Genomic DNA, 18207 nt, shown 5'->3' on the forward strand with positions numbered 1-18207 from the left:
GATTTAAAATTAAAAATGCTTATTTTGTAATAAATATTTAAAAAGTAAAGTATGTTGAAAAAATTACAATTATTTGTGTTAATGCTTTTTGGTGTTTTGGGAATTGCCCAATCATTAAAGCCAATTGCTAAAGAAGTCAATGATTATCACGCTCAAAAGGTTGCCTTCCAATCTGTAAGTCTTTTTAGTTTGGATAATAGTGGAAAGCAAGCCTCTTATGAGAAAGCTGCAAAAGATGCTAGAGTTTTGAAGTTAGATTCAAGAAAGCTTTCAAATATAATTTCCGAACGACCGGAAGCTGTCGAAATGACTTTCCCATTTGAAGACAGAGAGTTGACTGTTGAAATGGTAAAAGTAGATATCTACTCCAACGATTTCAAAGTTGAAACCAATAAAAAAGTGGTTACAGATTATAAGAAAGGTGTTTTCTACCGCGGAATTATTAAAGGAGATAACAGATCTGTTGTTGCATTTAGTTTCTTTGATAATGATGTAATAGGCGTTGCGTCTGCGCCTAATATTGGAAATGTGACTTTAGGAAAGGCCATTAATTCAGAAGATTTTGTGGTTTATAATGATCAAAAATTGACGGGTAAAAACCCATTCGTTTGTGCTGCTGACGAAATGATGGAGAATGAAAAACAAAAAATCAATTACAAACCTTTTTCCAAATCACCGCAGGTAACAAATTCTTGTGTAAGGGTTTATTATGAAGTTTGTAATAACCCTTTTCAGCAAAATGGTTCTTCTGTTTCTGCAACTACAAACTGGATTTCGGCGGTTCACAATAACATCAATACTTTGTATGTGAATGATGGCGTGAAAATGTCATTGAAAACTGTTTTCATTTGGGAAACAGCAGATCCTTATACAGGAACCTACAGCCAGAATCTTTCAGCTTTCAGAAGCAACCGTCCAACTTTTGACGGAGATCTTGCGCATTTGGTTAATTATCCTTCCACAACGAGTGTAGCTTATCTTAATTCCCTATGTTCTACAAATAGATATGCCTATTCCGGTATCAATATGACTTATAATAATGTTCCAACTTATTCATGGACTATTATGGCAATGACGCACGAGATGGGACATGCATTGGGTTCTCCTCATACTCATGCCTGTGCATGGAATGGAAATTCTACACCAATTGATGGTTGTGGTGCATTGGCTGGTTACCCAGAAGAAGGTTGTGATAATGTGGGTCCAATTCCTAGTGCTGGCGGAACTATTATGAGTTATTGCCACCTAAATTCGGTTGGGATTAATATGTCATTAGGTTTCGGCGAACAACCTGGTGCATTGATAAGACAGACAGTAGATTCCAAAGCTTGTCTGGGAACTGATTGTATCACAGCTTGTACTATTACCGTAAGTACTTTGGCGGTAAGTAACATCACAAAAACTGGCGTTACAGCTACGATTACAGATGCGGTATCCTCTCAATGGAAATACAGAGTCATCAAAATGGATGGAACGGTAGTGAAATCTGGTACAACAAGCACGAAAATTATCAATATTACTGGCTTAAGTCCAAACACATTTTATAAAGTAGAGGTTGGTATAGATTGTTCCAATGCCTATCAAAAAAGTCAAATTATCTTGACCGAAGATGATTGGTGTGGTAAGACCATTACAGATTCCGGCGGTGCAAATGCAAATTATACAGATGGTGAAAATTGGACCAAAACATTTTATCCGGACAGCTCTAATCAAAAATTAAAAATAACTTTCCAAGAATTTGATCTTGAAGAAGGTTATGATTTCTTAACCATAAGAAACGGACTCGCATCCTCGCCTGTATTTATTAGTAATTTGAGTGGAACATCGCTTCCTAATTCATATCAATCGACGCATGCAAGTGGTGCAATCACGATTACTTTCCGCTCCGATGGTGGCGTAACTGCAAAAGGTTTCAAAGCAAATCTTAGTTGTGCTGTTCTTGCAGTAGATGATGTAACTAATTCTAAAGATATCTCATTATCGCCGAATCCTGTTAAAAACCAGTTCACATTGAGTGGAATTAATAAGATAACAGCGGTTGAGGTGTATGATATTTCCGGAAAATTGGTAAAACAATTTGATGCAGAAAGTTTATCTAAAAATACATTCGATGTTTCCAGACTTAAAACCGGAAACTATGTTGTGAAAATCAAAACAGCAAATGACAGTTTTACTAAAAACCTGATCAAGCAATAATGATTCTTTAAAATCAATAATTATAAAACCGACATCAATGTCGGTTTTTTTTTATTCAAATTCTACATAGATTTTTTCGCCGGTACTCATACCGAAAAGGGTAGAAGCGCCATTCAAAACGCTACCTTTATAGATTGTGATTTCGAGCAGATCGGCATCATTAAAAATAACCGATGATTTTCCGTGAAATTCCTGTTCTCTCTCCCAGTCTGTTACAACATCTGTATATTGATCCAGTATTTTTGAAGAAACGATATTTCGAAATTTAACAGTGAAATTCTCAGAGATGGAAGCGTATTTTTCAAACAATTTCCGACTGATATTAGAAACCACATTCCCGAAATTATCAATATACATCACTTCGCCAATGATCATTTTTTCAGGCTCATTGTAAATTGCTCTTGGGAAAGAAACGTCTTTTATTGATTTGATTTTCCTCCCAATGACTTCCGGCAATCCGCCTTTGTACAGATGCATTGCAGCAGGAACAAAGATCTCAGTTGCAGGAAAAATGACTTTGTCATCAAAACGATTATTCAAAGTTATTTCATAAAGAGCTTCCGGTTTTATATCGAAGAATGTGAGGCTCGTGATGCCATTATCGGCTGAAATAAAATAATGTCCATCAATTTTTGCAATAATGTTTTTCCTGGATTTATGATAAAAGCTATCGACAGCAATAATGTGAATGCTGCCTTCCGGGAAAAATTTATAAGCATTTCGGACAATGTAGGCTGTCTGTAAAAGATTGTAAGCCGTAATGTTATGCGTAATATCAACCACTTTCACTTCCTCGCTCCAGCTTAGGATTTTACCTTTCATACTTGCAACACGATGGTCCACAAGTCCGTAATCTGAAGTGAGTGTAATGACTGACATATTCTGGTATTTGTTGCAAATTTAATATAATTCAATTTTTAAAGACTAATATCATATCAAATCTATTCATATATTTGTTAGACTAACCACTAATATTACATATGTTCGAAATAAATTATGAACTCGAAGGCATAAACACCAAAACGTTTTATGGTGTTCAGAATCAAAATTTCAATCTGATAAAATCCAGCTTTCCGACACTCAAGATCACGGGAAGAGACAACTTTGTCTTCGCAATGGGCAACAGAGAAACTTTAGATCTTCTTAAGAAAAAATTAGACGACGTCTCGGATTATATTTCCAAACACAATTCTATAGAAATCAAACAATTAGAGTCTCTTCTCAAGCTGAAAGACGATTCCGAAAAACAATTGGTCTTTGATCAGGATATCATTGTAAAAGGTGTCAACGGAAAAGTGATTAAGGCTAAAACAACCAATCTGAAAAAACTGGTCAAAGTTTCTGAGAAGAAAGATATGGTTTTCGCAATCGGTCCAGCCGGAACAGGAAAAACTTATACCAGTGTTGCTTTAGCTGTAAGAGCTCTTCGGGATAAGGAGGTTAAAAGAATTATTTTGACAAGACCGGCTGTGGAAGCTGGCGAAAGTCTCGGTTTTCTTCCGGGAGATCTCAAGGAAAAACTGGATCCATATATGCAGCCATTATATGACGCCTTGAGAGATATGATTCCTCACGAAAAGCTGGAAGGCTATATGGAAAAAAGAATCATCGAGGTTGCTCCTTTGGCATTTATGAGAGGTAGAACCTTGGATGAAGCTTTTGTGATCCTGGATGAAGCCCAGAATACCACACATTCTCAGATGAAAATGTTCCTCACAAGGATGGGAATGAATGCAAAATTCATCATCACAGGCGATCCGAGTCAAATAGATTTACCGAAAAACCAGCAGTCCGGCCTCAAAGAATCGATGACGATTCTGAAAGATGTGGAAGAAATCGGATTTGTGCACCTTACCGAAGAAGATGTGGTAAGACATCCTGTGGTAAAGAAGATCATTATGGCTTATAACAGCATAGAAAGAAAGTAAAAATTAATTTTTGGTACAGAACTTGGTAAGCTTTGTATGAAAATTTAATTTTATAAACTATGAAAAAGATTTTTTTAGCTGCTGCGATTGCCGTTTTTGGCTTTACGCAAGCTCAGTAAGGTTTTAAATTAGGTGCTCATATTGGTGCTCCTACAACTGGAAATTCTGACTTTACTTTAGGTCTGGATGCTGCTTATAGATGGAATCTTGCTAAAGGTTTTGATCTTGGTGTAGCCACTGGTTATTCCCATTTTATAGGTAAAAGTTATGATTATCCTGGAGGTAGATTGAAGGGAGACGACTTTGGATTCATTCCGGTAGCTGTTTCTGGTAAATATTCATTTTCCGGTGCTCCGATAGCCGTAGGTTTAGATCTTGGTTATGGAATTTCTACTAATGAAAATGTAAACGGTGGTTTATATGCCCTGCCAAAATTTATGTACAATATGCCTGTTGGAGAATTGTATGTAGGTTACCAAAGTATCTCTGGAGAATATGACAGAAGATACTATGATGATCGTCCTATTGCGGGCAAAGAATCAGTGGGTGCTGTAATCGTAGGTTTTAATTTTAACCTGAAATAAATTTGTTCGAATATAAATTGAACTCCAGTGGTAACACTGGAGTTTTTTTTGTCTGATTTCTGGATTTTATTAATTGTTAACAAGTAAGTCTTTTCTAATGTCATTTCCGACTTGGATTTACTCACAAAAATTCAGTAATTTCGCAACCAAAGTAAATCTAAAAAAATGAGTAAATCTATTGAAGAGTTGAAAAGCCTTTCGACACAGATCAGAAGAGACATTCTTAGAATGGTTCACGCTGTGAACAGCGGTCATCCGGGAGGTTCTCTTGGGTGCACAGAATATTTCGTGGCACTTTACGGCGAAATTTTAAATTACAAATTACCATTCACGATGGAAGGCAAGGACGAAGATCTTTTCTTCCTTTCCAACGGGCATATTTCACCCGTATTTTACAGTACTTTGGCAAGATTCGGATTTTTCCCGGTCGCAGAATTATCCACTTTCAGAAAACTAAATTCAAGATTGCAAGGTCACCCGACAACACACGAAGGTTTACCCGGAATTCGTGTAGCTTCGGGATCTTTGGGTCAAGGTTTGTCTGTAGCTTTAGGCGCTGCACAAGGTAAAAAACTAAACGGCGACGATTCTTTGGTTTACACACTTCATGGCGACGGCGAGTTGCAGGAAGGGCAAAATTGGGAAGCTTTGATGTATGGGGCGGCTAAAAAAGTTGACAACATCATTGCAACAATAGATTACAACGGAAGACAAATCGATGGTGATACAGACGTAGTACTGTCACTTGGAGATCTGAGAGGAAAATTAGAAGCCTTCGGATGGTTGGTTTTGGAAGAGAAAAACGGCAATGATTTGGAAGCTGTAATCGGAATCTTAAACAAAGCAAAATCTGAAACCGGAAACGGAAAACCAGTCGCTATTTTACTTCATACGGAAATGGGAAGCGGAATAGATTATATGATGGGAAGTCACTCTTGGCACGGAAAAGCACCAAATGACGAGCAGTTGGATACAGCTTTCAAACAATTATATCTGGAAGCTCCAGCAGATTATTAATGATAAATTATCAGTGATAAATAATTAAAAATCAAGACAAATAGTCATTTATCAACTATCATTCATCAATTATCACCTTTCAACCATCAATTATAAAATAATGAAATATACATACACAGAAAAAAAAGATACACGTTCAGGCTTCGGAGCTGGTTTGGCAGAATTAGCTGACACCAATCCAAATGTTGTCGCACTTTGCGCAGATTTGATTGGCTCTCTGAAGATGGAGAAATTCATAGAAAAAGCACCGGAAAGATTTTTCCAGACTGGTATTGCCGAAGCAAATATGATGGGCTTGGCAGCAGGTCTTACAATCAACGGAAAGATTCCTTTCGCCGGAACTTTCGCCAACTTTGCAACATCCAGAGTTTACGATCAGATCCGTCAATCTATTGCATATTCTAATAAAAATGTAAAAATTGCCGCATCTCACGCCGGCGTTACTTTGGGAGAAGATGGTGCAACACACCAGGTTTTGGAAGACATCGGAATGATGAAAATGCTTCCCGGGATGACGGTGATCAATCCTTGCGATTATAACCAGACCAAAGCCGCAACTTTGGCAGCAGCAGAGCACGAAGGTCCAGTTTATCTTAGATTTGGCCGTCCTGTGGTTCCCGTTTTCATTCCGGAAGATATGCCTTTCGAGATCGGAAAAGGGATTTTGCTTCAAGAAGGAACAGATGTAACCATCGTTGCAACCGGACATTTGGTTTGGGAATCATTATTGGCAGCAGACGAATTGGAGAAAGAAGGCATCTCTTGTGAGGTTATCAATATCCACACAATCAAACCTCTGGACGAAGAGATTATCCTGAAATCTGTAGAGAAAACAGGAAAATTAGTTTCAGCAGAAGAGCATAATTTCCTTGGCGGATTGGGCGAATCTATCGCTGGAATGTTGTCCAGAAGAAGACCAACACCTCAAGAATTTGTAGCCGTTCACGATACTTTCGGAGAATCAGGAACACCAGCAGAATTGATGAAAAAATACCAGATCGATGCAGAAGCTGTCGTAAAAGCAGTGAAAAAGATCATAGAAAGAACAAAATAATTCTCAACAATTATACCATACAAAATCCACCATTTCCGGTGGATTTTTTGTTTGCTGAATTTTAAGAAGCTATTTGACTCCGTCCATTGCTTTTAGGAGCAATTCCCGCTATCCACTATTACTCCTCGCACCAAGGCTTTTCCCAACGCTTGCTGTGGGGTAACCGTTACTATCGGGGCTATGGGATTTGTCATCCAAATCAAATTTTTATCATAAAATTTAAATGAAGTTGACCAATGATTGCTTTAATTTTTTCCTTTCAGGCTATACTTAGTTTCGTCAGTCATTATGATAAGGTTTCCCCTGCAAAATTGTCGCTGCTCTGTAAATCTGTTCCACAAAAAACAAGCGGATCATCTGATGGGTAAAAGTCATTTTGGATAAAGATATTTTTTCATTCGATCGTTGATAGATTTCTTCCGAGAATCCATATGCACCGCCGACCAGGAAATTGATTTTTTTGACAGAACTTCCCATCCAGAAATCGATTTTTTCCGAGAATTCCCGGCTTGTGAACTGTTTCCCTTTCTCGTCTAGAATAATGACGAGTTCAGTAGGTTCAATTTGGTTCAGGAAGGATTTTGCTTCCTCTTTTTTAAGTTGATCCGGCGTGAGGTTTTTAGCATTCTTGATATCAGGGATTTCGATCAGTTCAAAATTCCAGTGTTTTGGGATTCGGGGAAGATAATATTTGATGAGAGAGATGATTTCTTTGTCATCCGTTTTCCCAATACAGATCAAATTAATACGCATTTACTATATTTGTGGGGCAAAGATAAATGAATGGCAAAAAAAATACAGCGTTTTTTCCTGAAAATTAGAGACTTCTTCGACAATATTCACATTCCTTATTTGGGGATTTCTCTCTGGCGGATGTTCTCAATCTATTCCGATGCGATTTTCAAAAATCCTTTGGGAAGGCAGGCTGCGAGCATTTCGTGGAACTTTTTCCTTAGCCTTTTCCCGATGATTTTGTTCTTTCTGTCGGTTTTGCCTTTTATGCCGCATTATGACAAGCTTCAGTTTTATATTTTCGAAGTGCTGATGCCACGGATTTTTCCTTCTCACATGCAGAGTGACGTGGCAAGTTACATTCAGGAAAGCATTATCCCGAATATGAAATCGATTAGCAATCTTACGATCCTATTGTCCTTTGTTTTTGCGACCAACGGCTGTTTTACTTTGATTAATGGCTTTAATAGAAATACAGAACTCTCAAGAACCTTTGTGAAAGAATATCTTCTCGCAATGCTGGTTACGATTTGTTTTCTTTCTTTGGTTTGCCTGTCAATTTTTGGAATCTATTATAGTGAGGTTGTTTTGAAGCTTTATACGCCAACTTATGATATCACGTGGTTTACAAAAAACCTGACGAAGATTATCAGTTTTGTATCATTTCCATTGTTTTATTTTGTCTTGCTAGCACTTTTTTACTGGGTTGGCTGTCTGAAAATTACAAGAATCCGTGAAGCATTTCCAGGCGCAATTCTAACGACTGTTTTGTTTGTTTTGCTCACTTATCTTTTTGCAATTTATGTAGCCAATATTGCGCGTTACAATGTACTTTACGGCTCCATTGGTTCCATTATTTTGGTAATGGTCTGGGTAAATGTGAATGTATTTTTGGTATTAATGGGAAATGAACTGAACCTTGCCATCAAAAAAGTAAAACTTGAAAAGATTGTTCGTGACGAAATGCGGACTATTAATGATTTTTAATTCTGGTCTAATCTTAATTTTAAATCTAAAAATTGTTATATTTACACTACTTAAAAGGAACTATAACTAAAAATATAAGAATATGGCAAAAGGTCAGGACGTAAAAAAGGCTGTGAAAAAAGAACCTCTAAAAACAGCTAAAGAAAAAAAAGAAGCGAAACGAGATAAGAAAAATGCTTCTAAAAGAGATTAAAAATAAAAACCCTTTCAATAATCAGTTGAAAGGGTTTTTTATATCTACTAAAAAGATTAGACTCAGTATTTTAAGTTCGCTTCACTTTAGAAACCCCATTGATACTTTTCAGTTGTTTGAAAGTCTCTTCCAGCTGGCTTTTGTTCTTGACTTCCAGATTGATATTTCCTGTAAAAATTCCGTCATTAGAAGAAATGCTCATACTCTTCATATCCATATTCATAGATCCGCTTATGACCGCGGTAATGTCGTTGATCATTCCCATTCTGTCCAATCCTTCGATTTCGATTTTAACCCTGTTTTTGAAGCTTTCCGCATTCACCCATTTCGCCTGCAGCACTCTGTAGTCATAATTTGCTCTCAGGTTGATGGCGTTCGGGCAGCTGTCACTATGGATTTTGATTCCGTCGGATATTGTAATGAAACCAAAAATCTTATCTCCGGGAATGACAGTGCAGCATTTCGCAAAAGAATAATTTAGTTTTTCCTCATCTTTTCCAAAGACGATCATATCCAGATTGGAATCTATTTTTTCTACAAATTCTTCTTTGTTAGAAGTTTTTCGGAAACGCTGGAAAAGATTGCTTAGAATACTCTTGCCGTCTGCATAGCGTTTTATATCGCCAATGTCAAAAGTGCCGTTTTGAAACCCAAGGAAAAGATCCTGGGAAGTTTTCAGGTTCAGGGATTTCTGCAGACCATTGATTTCTTCTTCCGAAAAATTCAGTTTTGCGTGGCGCATTTTCCTTTGCAGAATTTCTTTTCCTTCTGATGTGTTTAGATTTTTTTCAGAATTAAGGATATTTTTGATCTTAGACTTGGCTTTTGAAGTCACTACAAAATCCAGCCAGTCCGGTTTTGGTTTTTGATTCTGAGAAGAAAGAATATCGATCTGATCACCATTCTGAAGCACATAGCTTATTGGAACCAGTTTTCCATTGATTTTCGCTCCAAGACATTTCGTTCCAAGATCTGAGTGAACAGAAAATGCAAAATCCAATGCTGTTGCGCCAGTCGGCAGGATTTTGATCTCGCCTTTTGGTGTGAAGACGAAAACCTCCTTAGAGTAGAGATTGAGTTTAATATTATCCAGGAGTTCCGATGTACTCAGATTTTGCTGTTGTTCCAAAACATCACGGATCTCTGTTACCCAATTTTCAAATCTTTGATCATCGGTATTTTTTCGGTAACCTTCTTTGTATTTATAATGTGCTGCAACACCTTTTTCTGCAATTTCGTTCATTCTTTCCGAACGGATTTGAACCTCTATCCATTTTTTGTCCGGACCCATCACCGTAAGATGCAGACTTTCGTAGCCTGTAGATCTTGGTTGAGAAATCCAGTCTCGCATTCGCGAAGGATTGCTTTGATAAAGATCTGTTACGATAGAATATATTTTCCAGGCCAGGAATTTCTCATTTCGGGGATCAGATTTATAAATAATTCTGATGGCATAATTATCATAAACTTCCTCAAAAGTCACATTCTGCTTCTGCATTTTCCGATAAATGGAACTGATTGCTTTTGCACGACCTTTGATTGTGAAGTTGAGATTTTCTTCCTTCAGTTGTTCAGAAACTTCTTTGGTAAATTCCTCCACATATTTTTCACGAACTTCTTTCGCAGTTTCTAATTTGCTTTGAATTTCATTATAAATATCAGGATTATTGTATTTGAGAGATAGATCTTCCAATTCAGATTTGATGGAATAAAGTCCAAATCTATGGGCTAGCGGTGCATAAATATAAGCCGTTTCCGAAGCTATTTTTTTCTGCTTGGCTGGATGCATGCTGTCCAGTGTTCGCATATTGTGTAATCTATCCGCAATTTTTATAAGAATCACACGGAAGTCTTCTGAAAGTGTCAGTAATAATTTTCTGTAGTTTTCGGATTGTACCGAAATATTCTGCTGATTCATTACAGAGATTTTCGTCAATCCGCTGACGATGTCTGCAATGGTTTTCCCGAAGATTTTGCTAAGATCTTCGTAAGTGTATTCCGAATCTTCGATAACATCGTGTAGTAGGGCACAGGCAATACTTGTTGCTCCTAAACCAACTTCATTAGCAACAATTTTTGCCACTTCAATAGGATGGTAAATATATGGCTCGCCGGTTTTTCTTCGCTGGTCTTTGTGTGCGTCCAAAGCAATATCAAAAGCCTTTCTGATGAGCTTATTCTGTTCCTCATCCAAAGTACGGTACGTATTGGTAATGAGGTCTTTATATCGTGCAAGGATTTCCTTGTTTTCTTTCTCTAAATCGTAGATCATCTTTGTATGTTATCTCATAACGAATATAAGAAAATTAATACACATTATCAAGCTATATTTGTACTGCATTTATTTGAAATAATTGATGGATGAAAGAAAAATATGACATATTATTCCGTAGATTTTATCAGATTCTGATTCCGTTTTACACAGTTTTCTTGGTGTATCTGATGTTCTTCGGATTCGGGAGAAGTCAATATGATATTAATATTGTAAGGCTGTCACCGCTGATTTCGACTTTTAGTTTTGTGAAGGAAACGATAGCTTGGAAAACGATTGTTATTAATGTTTTTGGAAATATTTTAATGTTCATTCCTTTTGGATTTCTCGGAATTGCCTTTCCAAAATTTAATGATTTTAAAACTTTAATCATCAATTTTCTCTCGGCAATTATTCTCATAGAAAGTCTTCAATATTTCACAAGACTCGGCGTGTTTGATATCGATGATATTATTTTGAATACCATCGGCGTTGCAGTCGGCTTTTGGATCTACAAATCCTTCAAATTTAATAATCCATCAACTAATAATTGAGAACAATCAAATTCTATTTATTCAATTCCTTAGCGCGGTTTTCCGCAGCTAATATTCCGTTTTTCAGGATTGATTTCAATTCGTTATCGTCAAAGGTTTTAAGTGCAGCTTCGGTTGTTCCGCCTTTTGATGCGACATCTCGTATCAGTTCTTCCAAAGATTTATCGGAATTGTTAATGAGGTGATAAGCGCCCAACATCGTTTGTTTTACAAATAGTTTTGACAGATTTTCATCTATTCCCATTTCTGTTCCGGCTTTTATCATCGCATCGATGATGTAATAGAAATATGCTGGCCCGCTTCCGGAAAGTGCTGTTACGCCGTCCAAAAGGCTCTCGTCTTCCAAATAGACAGAACGTCCTGTAGAATTCAATAATCGCTCAACATTCATTAATTCTGAGAAAGAAATTCCGTCAGCTGCAGTGTAACCTGTTATTCCCATTCCCAGAAGAGTAGGAGAATTTGGCATTGCACGAACGACGAATTTGTGATCCAGTAATTTCTGAATTTTCTCAATAGAAATTCCCGCCATTATAGATAAAACCAAAGATTTATCAGAAATTTCAAAAGGTAAATTTTCAGCGACAAATCCAAAATCCTGAGGTTTCACAGCGATGATAATTAAATCGGCTTCAAGGTTTTTAATCCCATCAAAAGATGAAATCACAGAATCAGGAAAAGACTCCTTTAGTTTATCTTTTTTATTTTCACTTCTTGTGATGAGGTGTAGGTTTTGCGGTTTTATCAATTCATATTTCAAGAACGATCTTGAAAACGAAATCCCCATATTTCCTGCTCCTAAAACTGCAATTTTCATATTTGTGTTTTGGTTTAATCAAAATTACTTACTTACAAAACTTAAAACTGTATATTCATTTAATTCCATTTTGCTCCGAACGATACAATTATGAAGTAAATGATGAACATTATTACATTCGTGGTTAAATTTGTGAAAATGAAAGGCTTAATTATACGCCAATCTTTCGTTTTTTGTTTAATTGCTAAAAAGTAAAACGGAAATTCAATTATTAAAGTGGCAATGAAGGAAATTCCCATTCCAATTAAAAAACCACCCAATTCATATTCTCCTAATCTAGTTTTTCCTCCCCAAAAATCTGTGTTTCCACTAAGTTCAGAAAAATGTGGGGCAATGAAATATAATCCAATGAACATTGAAATATAATTAGCAAAAATAATAAGCCATTTTCTATTTGAAATATTGAATTTGGAAGTTAAAATTTTACTTTCATAAATGCCAATTAAAGCATTTATCCATACTAAATGTATAAATCCAAACCACATCATTGGAGAACCTGCATTTGCCAAAATAAAATTTGGGAATAGAAGTAAAATAAGCAGGATTAGTGAATTTTCTTTAGTCATTAATATGCGTACTTTAGGCATTAACAATTTCCATCAATCTCGCAGGAATCGCCTTCTTCAATAATTTTTAAATCTGAATCTGATTCAGAAAACTCTGACCAGCTTTTTTCCAAAACTTCCGAAAATAAATGCGTTGGTTGTGCGCCAGAAATCGCATATTTTTGATTGAAGACAAAAAGCGGAACACCTCGGATTCCAAGATTTGAAGCTTCATTAATATCATCATTTACAAGTTCTGACAATTCTTCAGATTTTACTGCATTTTGGATTTCTTCATTTGTGAATCCAATTTTATTTCCAATTTCTGACAAAACTTCAACGTTATCAATATCTTTTCCTAATTTGAAATAAGCTTCGAATAGAAGTTCTTCCATTTCGTCGGCTTTTCCTTTTTCTTTGGAGAGTTGAACGAGCATTTGACTCTTGAAAGAATTAGAAACTTTCACTTCATCAAAATTAAAATCAATTCCGGCATTTTTTCCGGATTGGATAAGGTTTTCGTGCATCTGCAATATTTGCGGCATCGGAAAACCTTTGACTTCGGAAAGATATTCGTAATGATTTTTTGTTAAATCAGTTTTCATATTCGGGTCGAGTTGAAAAGAATGCCAATTGACCTCAATATTTTCATTCTCAGAAAAGTTCTGAAGTGCTTTTTCGAAATTTCTTTTTCCGATGAAACAAAACGGACAACGTGTGTCGCTCCAAATATCTACTTTCATTTTTTTATTTTAGATAATATTCACTTCCCGCTCCAGCTCAATTCCATAATTTTCTTTAACAGATTCAATGATCATCGTAGAAAAATCAAAAATCTCTTTGCCTGTCGCGTTTCCAGTAGCGTTGATAATAACCAAAGCCTGCAATTTGTGCGAAGCTACATTTCCGATCTGTTTGCCTTTCCAGCCGGATTGTTCAATCAGCCAGCCAGCAGGAACTTTCACAAAATCGCCATTCGGATAACCCGGAATGTTTTCGAATTTTTCTTTTAAAGCTTCATATTGAGCGAGTGGAATAGTTGGGTTTTTAAAAAAACTTCCGGCATTTCCAGTCAATTTTGGATCCGGTAATTTGCTCTGTCTAATATTAATAACCGATTTCGAAACGTCTTGAATTGTAGGATTTGAGATTCCCAAAAGATCAAGTTCTGTTTTTATTGCGCCGTATTCAATATCAATTTTATGATCCTTTCTGGTTAACTTAAAAGTGACTTCCAAAATCACATATTTCCCTTTTCCTTCCTGCTTGAAAATCGAATCTCTGTAACCAAACCGACATTTTTCAAGGTCGAAAATTTCAATTTCGAGGGTTTCAAGATTTAGAACTTTGCAGCTTTCAAATACGTCTTTGATTTCTGTTCCGTAAGCACCAATATTTTGCATTGGCGAAGTACCGACGTTTCCCGGAATCAATGATAGATTTTCCAATCCACCATAATTTTTCTCCAGACAAAACATCACAAATTGATGCCAGTTTTCTCCGGCTTTTGCAATGACCAGGATTTCATTTTCATTGATAATTTCCTCAGTGATTCCTTTCAGATTTAATCTAATCACTAAGCCGTCAAAATCCTTTGTCAAAAGTAAATTGCTCCCGCCGCCTAAAAAGAGTATGGGCGTTTGAGGGTTAGCTTGGTTTAGATTTTCTATAAGTTCTTCCGCCGAGTTGACCTCAGCAAAATATCTTGCAGAGACATCTACTCCAAATGTGTTGAAAGGTTTGAGAGAAACGTTTTCCTGTATCATTATTTATATTGAGGAAGCAGATTATTAAGTTCTGTTTTCAATTTTTCCAGTTGTTTGTAACCTGCGGATTCAGCGGGAACGTTGTAAAATTCATATTCTTTTGTATCTGTTACAATAGTGAAAATCTGATCCGCACCATCATAGTGACCGCGTTTTTCCCCGCTTTGGGTTTTCTCCAACAGAGATACATCGATTCCGGAAACCAATTTGCTCCAGTCGCTGATATTTATTTTCTTATTAAAATTTGGAAAATCTGTCATTCGTCCGCCCGCTGAAGAAGATGCCAGAGAATCTTTGTTTGCTGTGATAGACGTAAACCCACCTCTGCCGTAAGTGTTTCTGATTGTTACCGATTCAATTTTCATATTCTGAGCCACTGTTTTACAGTTCATCAGGAACAGAGATAAGGCGGAAAGGATAAATCCGATTTTTAATATTTTCATCATTTTTAATTTTATATTATGCAAATTCTGAATTGTACTTTTGAATGGCGTCTTTCAAAATTTCCACGCTTCTTTTCAGGTCTTCCTGTTTCAAAACGTATGCAATTCTTACTTGTTTTTTTCCAAGTTCTGGATTGCTGTAAAAACCGCCCATTGGCGCAACCATTACTGTTTCATTGTTGTTGGAATAACTTTCCAGAAGCCATTGCGCAAATTTCTCGGTATCATCTACTGGCAATTCAACGCCGCAATAAAATGCACCTTTTGGTTTTGGGCAGATCACTCCGGGTATTTCGTTCAATAATCCTACCAAAAGATCACGGCGCTGTTTATATTCTTCTCTTACATTTGCAATATATTCTGCATCGTTTTTATGAGCAGCAGTTGCAGCAATTTGCCCCAAAAGAACAGGACTCAATCTTGCCTGGGCAAAAAGAATCGCAGCATCGTGGATTTTTTTCGAACGTGTAATTAGGCAGCCGATTCTGGCGCCACACATCGAGTATCTTTTTGATTCTGAGTCAATGACGATTACGTTGTCTGCAACTTCCGGGAATTCAAACATTGAGATTTGTTTGTCTCCGTCGTAAACATATTCTCTGTAAACTTCGTCGGAAATTATGACGATATCGTATTTTTTAGCGATCACAGCTAATTGTTCAAGTTCATCTCTCGAGTACAAATATCCTGTTGGATTTCCCGGATTACAGATGACAATTGCTCTGGTTTTATCCGTAATTCTTTTTTCAAATTCTTCGATAGAAGGTAAGGCAAAGCCTGTATCAATAGTTGAAGGAACTGCTACGATATTGATGTTGAAAGTTCCTGCAAAACCATTATAATTCGCGTAATAAGGTTCCGGAATGATGATCTCATCGCCATCATCACAAAGTGTGGAAATAGCAAAGTTCAAAGCTTCGGAACCGCCGTTTGTCACGATGAAATTATCAGTCGTCAGATCTGTAAAACCTAAAGAATGATAATAGTCTCTCAGTGCAGTTCTGTATTCCAGATTACCTTCGGAAAGTGCATATTCATAGATTTTCAGGTGGTTGTTTCTAATGGCTTCCAACGCTGTTTCAGGCGTTTCTATGTCGGGCTGACCAATATTAAGGTGGTAAACTTTGATTCCTTTTTGTTTTGCTGCTGTCGCAAACGGAACTAATTTTCTAACTGGAGACGCAGGCATATGTTGCGCACGTTGTGATATTTTCGGCATTGTTTATTGACTTTGGGATACAAAAATAGTGATTTTTTGGTTGTCGGTTGATGGTTGTGAGTTGATAGTTTTAAAATTCGAGAGAATGTGATTTGATGACAAATCTTGATTATTTGCGAAGCTGCAGCCCGACTTGAGTGGAAATCCTTTTTTTGTGGCTGGAATAGCTTTGGCAAAAAAGATTGACTTCGTCGAACCACTTCGTTAGGTTTGGGAACGGAAGGCGGAAAAGCTGCCCAAAAAATTAACAATTAAATACTTTCTGTAATTTGAATCTTCAATTATCTTTGCCGCTATGAAAAATACAGTTTTACTTTTTTTGTTTGTGTTGACATTAAGTTGTAAAACTTATAATACTTCTATTTTGGAAAACGGAGATTTGCTTTTTGTACCAGCTGTAGAAACCGGATTGTCGGGTGCTATTAACAATGTGACACAAACGGAAAAGAAAACTTCATACGATCATATTGGAATCGTTAAGAAAGAATCCGACCATCTATATGTTCTTCACGCTGCTCCAAAAGGCGGTTCTCAGAAACAAAAACTCAATTCTTTTCTAAAAGAACAGACTAAACAAGGACAGAAAATTGATGTTTACCGTTTGAAATCCGAATACCATCATGCAATCCAAAATTCTGTTTCAACGGCTGAAAATTTGCTTGGAAAACCTTACAATTTCAATTATATTCTGGATGATAATTCTTATTACTGTTCAGATTTTGTGGAAAGAGCGTTTCGTGAGAATCAGATTTTTACATTGGAACCAATGACTTTTATCGATCCGAAAACGAAGAAAACCGATGCATTTTGGGAGAAATTCTACCAGGATAAAAACCTGAAAGTTCCGGAAGGCGAACCTGGCTGTAATCCAAACGGTTTGGCCGCTTCTGAAAAACTGAGTAAAGTCGGGGAACTCAGATAAAATTTTTTAAAATTAATTCATACTTATTTGGTGGGAATTAAATAATTTCTATATTTGCAATAGAATTAAGATTAAATGATACGCATATTCTCTCAAATCATAATGTGTAACTCCAAGTAAATCATTGGGTAGGAGAGAATATGTATAAGCTTTACCCTTTTCGGTAGAGCTTTTTTTATTTCAAAATTTAATACGAGCTATGAGAAAATTAATTAATAAAAATATTTATGTTGATGAGAACGTCGTTTCGCTTGTGGCTTACCAAGTGATTCTGCTCACCGTTTTTGGGATTCATTTTCAACAGCAATGGCTGCTGGTTTTTCTGGCTTGCGATTTTTCTCTTCGTGCAACGGGATTGTTCGCTTCTCCTCTTTATTTCGTAGCGAAGAAAGTTTCCGAGTTTCTCTATTTTGAAAAGAAACCTGTATTTGCAGGACCGAAGAGATTTGCCGCGATGTTGGGGTTTGTAATGACAATCCTGATTGCATTTTCTTATGATTCCCAAATAGGGATTTTCCTTGGAATTACGCTGATCGCTTTGGCTGCTTTGGAAAGTGTTTTCAACGTCTGTATTGGATGCTACATTTATAATTTTCTAATCGTTCCGATTCAAAACAAATTCAACAATTCACCAAAATAAGATATGACTATGATTTACACACAAGAAACTTTTGGCAGCAATTTAGCTCCGAAGCCCGCAAAGGAAATTATTCTGGAAATAGAACTGAATGGAAAGATCAGATTTGATCTTCTGCTTTACACGATTTACAACCACTACAAAATCACTTACAAAATTGTCAACGCACATATCGAATATTTGAATGGAAACAACTTCGGCAACGTAAAACTTCTTCTGAAAATTACAGATGATGAAATCGATAAAATCGAAAATTATCTTGGTGAATATAAATTGATGAGTTGCAAAATACCTGTGCTACAACAAACAAAGGAAGCTTCATAATGAGCTTCCTTTAATTTTATATTGAAATGATGAGCTGT

General features: G+C 36.5%; 19 protein-coding genes. 10 read left to right on the plus strand and 9 right to left on the minus strand.

The window, feature by feature from the left end:
* Nucleotides 1-51 precede the first annotated feature (51 nt).
* A complete protein-coding gene (locus tag OPU68_RS08870; RefSeq protein WP_498473625.1) occupies nucleotides 52-2196 on the plus strand; it encodes a M12 family metallo-peptidase in 2145 nt (714 codons plus the stop codon).
* A 51-nt stretch (nucleotides 2197-2247) separates the two neighbouring features.
* Here OPU68_RS08870 and OPU68_RS08875 read toward each other — a convergent pair whose 3' ends face one another.
* The gene (locus OPU68_RS08875; RefSeq protein WP_498473626.1) at nucleotides 2248-3075 is read right to left on the minus strand and encodes an SAM hydrolase/SAM-dependent halogenase family protein; all 828 of its coding nucleotides are present in this window, start codon (nucleotides 3073-3075) and stop codon (nucleotides 2248-2250) included.
* Between the two features lie 101 nt (nucleotides 3076-3176).
* Here OPU68_RS08875 and OPU68_RS08880 point away from each other — a divergent pair, with 101 nt between their 5' ends.
* The 4 genes from OPU68_RS08880 to OPU68_RS08895 all read left to right on the plus strand — a co-directional run bounded on the left by OPU68_RS08880 (nucleotide 3177) and on the right by OPU68_RS08895 (nucleotide 6779).
* Nucleotides 3177-4124, plus strand: a complete 948-nt coding sequence (locus OPU68_RS08880) for a PhoH family protein (protein WP_498473627.1) — start codon at nucleotides 3177-3179, stop codon at nucleotides 4122-4124.
* 287 nt (nucleotides 4125-4411) lie between these two features.
* Nucleotides 4412-4708: a hypothetical protein gene (locus OPU68_RS08885; protein WP_498473628.1), complete on the plus strand. Its 297-nt coding sequence runs from the start codon at nucleotides 4412-4414 to the stop codon at nucleotides 4706-4708.
* Nucleotides 4709-4873: 165 nt separating this feature from the next.
* Nucleotides 4874-5725 (plus strand): transketolase, encoded by an 852-nt coding sequence (locus tag OPU68_RS08890; RefSeq protein ID WP_498473629.1) that lies wholly within the window; start codon nucleotides 4874-4876, stop codon nucleotides 5723-5725.
* A 100-nt stretch (nucleotides 5726-5825) separates the two neighbouring features.
* Nucleotides 5826-6779, plus strand: coding sequence for a transketolase family protein (locus tag OPU68_RS08895; protein ID WP_498473630.1), 954 nt, complete (start codon nucleotides 5826-5828; stop codon nucleotides 6777-6779).
* 279 nt (nucleotides 6780-7058) lie between these two features.
* On the opposite strand, the gene rlmH is transcribed toward OPU68_RS08895, so the two are convergent.
* Complete coding sequence (rlmH, locus tag OPU68_RS08900; RefSeq protein WP_498473631.1) at nucleotides 7059-7532, minus strand: 23S rRNA (pseudouridine(1915)-N(3))-methyltransferase RlmH; 474 nt, start codon at nucleotides 7530-7532, stop codon at nucleotides 7059-7061.
* A gap of 30 nt (nucleotides 7533-7562) precedes the next feature.
* On the opposite strand from rlmH, the gene OPU68_RS08905 reads away from it, so the two are divergent.
* Entirely contained in the window at nucleotides 7563-8498 is a 936-nt protein-coding gene (locus tag OPU68_RS08905) for a YihY/virulence factor BrkB family protein (protein ID WP_498473632.1), read from the plus strand.
* Nucleotides 8499-8761: 263 nt separating this feature from the next.
* Here OPU68_RS08905 and OPU68_RS08910 read toward each other — a convergent pair whose 3' ends face one another.
* Complete coding sequence (locus OPU68_RS08910; RefSeq protein WP_498473633.1) at nucleotides 8762-10963, minus strand: RelA/SpoT family protein; 2202 nt, start codon at nucleotides 10961-10963, stop codon at nucleotides 8762-8764.
* Between the two features lie 89 nt (nucleotides 10964-11052).
* Between OPU68_RS08910 and OPU68_RS08915 the strand changes: the two genes are divergently transcribed.
* Nucleotides 11053-11496 carry a VanZ family protein gene (locus tag OPU68_RS08915; RefSeq protein ID WP_498473634.1) on the plus strand — a complete coding sequence of 148 codons (444 nt, stop codon included), beginning with the start codon at nucleotides 11053-11055 and terminating at the stop codon, nucleotides 11494-11496.
* 13 nt (nucleotides 11497-11509) lie between these two features.
* Here the strand turns inward: OPU68_RS08915 and proC are convergent, their stop codons facing one another.
* Genes proC through OPU68_RS08945 form a run of 6 tightly spaced genes read right to left on the minus strand, consistent with a single transcriptional unit; the run spans nucleotide 11510 to nucleotide 16286 of the window.
* Nucleotides 11510-12313, minus strand: coding sequence for a pyrroline-5-carboxylate reductase (gene proC / locus OPU68_RS08920; RefSeq protein ID WP_498473635.1), 804 nt, complete (start codon nucleotides 12311-12313; stop codon nucleotides 11510-11512).
* A gap of 59 nt (nucleotides 12314-12372) precedes the next feature.
* Nucleotides 12373-12879, minus strand: coding sequence for a hypothetical protein (locus tag OPU68_RS08925; RefSeq protein WP_498473636.1), 507 nt, complete (start codon nucleotides 12877-12879; stop codon nucleotides 12373-12375).
* A gap of 20 nt (nucleotides 12880-12899) precedes the next feature.
* On the minus strand, nucleotides 12900-13601 hold the full coding sequence (locus OPU68_RS08930; RefSeq protein WP_498473637.1) for a DsbA family oxidoreductase: 702 nt from the start codon (nucleotides 13599-13601) through the stop codon (nucleotides 12900-12902).
* Nucleotides 13602-13610: 9 nt separating this feature from the next.
* Nucleotides 13611-14627 (minus strand): UDP-N-acetylmuramate dehydrogenase, encoded by a 1017-nt coding sequence (gene murB, locus OPU68_RS08935; RefSeq protein WP_498473689.1) that lies wholly within the window; start codon nucleotides 14625-14627, stop codon nucleotides 13611-13613.
* Nucleotides 14624-15070, minus strand: a complete 447-nt coding sequence (locus OPU68_RS08940) for a hypothetical protein (RefSeq protein WP_498473638.1) — start codon at nucleotides 15068-15070, stop codon at nucleotides 14624-14626. Before OPU68_RS08940 ends, murB begins: the two co-directional genes overlap by 4 nt.
* A gap of 13 nt (nucleotides 15071-15083) precedes the next feature.
* The gene (locus tag OPU68_RS08945) at nucleotides 15084-16286 is read right to left on the minus strand and encodes a pyridoxal phosphate-dependent aminotransferase (protein ID WP_498473639.1); all 1203 of its coding nucleotides are present in this window, start codon (nucleotides 16284-16286) and stop codon (nucleotides 15084-15086) included.
* A gap of 295 nt (nucleotides 16287-16581) precedes the next feature.
* Here OPU68_RS08945 and OPU68_RS08950 point away from each other — a divergent pair, with 295 nt between their 5' ends.
* From OPU68_RS08950 to OPU68_RS08960, 3 genes are all read left to right on the plus strand, one after another.
* Nucleotides 16582-17208 carry a YiiX/YebB-like N1pC/P60 family cysteine hydrolase gene (locus tag OPU68_RS08950; RefSeq protein ID WP_498473640.1) on the plus strand — a complete coding sequence of 209 codons (627 nt, stop codon included), beginning with the start codon at nucleotides 16582-16584 and terminating at the stop codon, nucleotides 17206-17208.
* A 199-nt stretch (nucleotides 17209-17407) separates the two neighbouring features.
* Nucleotides 17408-17848, plus strand: coding sequence for a DUF4395 domain-containing protein (locus OPU68_RS08955; RefSeq protein ID WP_498473641.1), 441 nt, complete (start codon nucleotides 17408-17410; stop codon nucleotides 17846-17848).
* Between the two features lie 9 nt (nucleotides 17849-17857).
* Nucleotides 17858-18169, plus strand: coding sequence for an NIL domain-containing protein (locus OPU68_RS08960; RefSeq protein WP_498473642.1), 312 nt, complete (start codon nucleotides 17858-17860; stop codon nucleotides 18167-18169).
* Nucleotides 18170-18207 lie beyond the last annotated feature (38 nt).

This window comes from Chryseobacterium sp. TB1-D10 (genome assembly GCF_059803555.1).